1 protein-coding gene is annotated in these 2,318 nt (G+C 38.3%); it reads right to left on the reverse strand.

The window, feature by feature from the left end:
• Window positions 1-94 precede the first annotated feature (94 nt).
• On the reverse strand, window positions 95-2,318 hold a 2,224-nt coding region (locus tag Z053_RS0127050), incomplete at its 5' end, for an HYR domain-containing protein (RefSeq protein ID WP_025668107.1).

The raw sequence follows: 2,318 nt of genomic DNA on the forward strand, positions 1-2,318 counted from the left end.
TATCTTTATTTTTTTCATCCGTTTTAGTAGAACTATTTTAATTTAACCCACGAGTAGGTATACTAATACTCATGGGGATCTAAATTTTGGTTGATTATCTGTTAATATATAAATATCCAGCTCTAGACTTTTGGACTCCACTAGCATTTTCATATTCCAGGACATAATAATATGTTCCAACAGGTAATTCTTCTTTTCCATTTATAGTTTGCCTTCCACTAGAAATTCCTTTGAAGAACCTTACGCCTGGTTGTTCATATCCATCCTGTTCAAACACCTTAACGCCCCAACGATTATATATTTGTAATGTGTTTTTAGGAAAATCGCTTAGTCCCATGATCCTAAACTCATCATTAACACCATCTCCGTTAGGAGTAATTCCTGTATATATAATGATATTTTCTGGTACAATAACAAATACCGTCTCGTCTTCAAAATCACCATCATTATCTAAATCAATATTGGTATCATTTAATGGATCATCAGATATATCAGATACATCCAGACCGTCTGGATTTTGGCCAGTAACTGTAGCCTGGTTGGATACGCTACCAGAACGTATATCTTCTTCTGTTAGAATATAGGTTGCTGTAAAACTATCCGTATCTGTTTCTCCTGCAGCTAAATCAATCGGGCCACCTACTACTTCAACTCCTGGCAATGGGTCATTAAGAATAATATTAGTAATATCTACATTACCTCTATTTTCTATAGTAAAGGTATATCGTATTTCATCTCCTGCATTAGAAATATCATCTCCATTTGTATCTACATATGAAGCTGTCTTAGTTAATGCCAGGTTAGAAATATCATTTGCAACTGCTACTGTAATAACTATTATAGCATCGTCACATACCACAGGAGTAGTGACACTACACAGAGTATAATTTATAGTATATTCTCCTGGTGTTGTATTTGGTAATACTGTTATTATTCCTGTTGTTGGATCTAGACTAACTCCATCACCAGAATCAGAATCTGTAACCGACGTTATAACAACATTTGTTCCTAGTGTAGCAGGATTACAATCTAACAAGTCGTTAGCATCTACAACATTTACAGAGCTACCTCCTATACTTCCATTAATAACTACAATATCATTATTAGCAATTGTTACGGTCGGTACAGTTATATCAAAAGTACAAGTTTCACTATTTCCAGAAACGTCACTAAATGTATAAGTCACTGTAGTTGTTCCTACCGGAAATGCATCACCAGGGTTATGTGTACTACTAACAATTAATGGATCTGTACAATTATCGGTCGCAGTAGGTGGTGCCCAGCTAACAATAACATTACACGTGTTAGCAGTTGCTGTCTGAACTATATCTGATGGGCAGCTGGTAACTACCGGATTTATATTATCTATTACAGTTACAGTTTGTGTACAGGTAGCCGTATTTCCTGAGCTGTCCGTTACTGTCCAAGTTATGGTCGTATCTCCTAATGAGAAAATCGCCGGTGCATCGCTAACCGTACTAACAACTGAACAATTATCAGAAGTGGTTGGAGTAACAAGAGCAACTCCTGTCGCTACACAACTCGCAGCATCTACATTGACACTCACATCTGCTGGGCACACTATCGTTGGATTAATATTATCGGTCACCGTTACGGTTTGAGTACAGGTCGCTGTATTACCAGAACCATCGGTTACTGTCCAGGTCACTGTAGTATTTCCTAATGGAAAAACTCCCGGTGCATCGTTGGTTACACTAGCTACTGCGCAATTATCTGATGTAGTAGGTGTACCTAAAACAACGCCACTGGCAGTACATAGACCTGCATCTACATTAATGCTCACCACATCTGCAGGACATACTATTGTAGGGTCGGTAGTATCATCAACAATAACAGTTTGTGTCTGTTGAACTACATTACCATTTCCATCATCATAAGTCCAGGTCACCGTAAAGGTTCCTTGTGTTGTATATGTTAAAGGATCAGTAGTTGTTCCATTTATTGTTACAACTCCTCCGCATCCATCTGTAGCCGTTGGGATAGTAGTTATTGTTGCGCTACACTCCCCTACTACATCAGGTAATGGATTAACATCAGGAACCGGAATTCCTGTATCTTGTACTATTACCGTTTGTGTTTGTTGGCTTGTGTTTCCATTTCCATCATCATAAGTCCAGGTAATCGTGTATGTTCCGATTACTGTATAACTTGTAGGATCAGTAGTGGTTGCGGTTATTACTCCTCCACAATTATCTGTCGCTGTTGGAGCTATTGCTGTAGCGGTACACTCACCAACTACATCAGGTAATGGAATAACATTAGCTACCGGAGCTTCATTATCTGTTACCGTTACCGTT

It is taken from the genome of Aquimarina megaterium XH134 (genome assembly GCF_000520975.1).
Classification (GTDB): domain Bacteria; phylum Bacteroidota; class Bacteroidia; order Flavobacteriales; family Flavobacteriaceae; genus Aquimarina; species Aquimarina megaterium.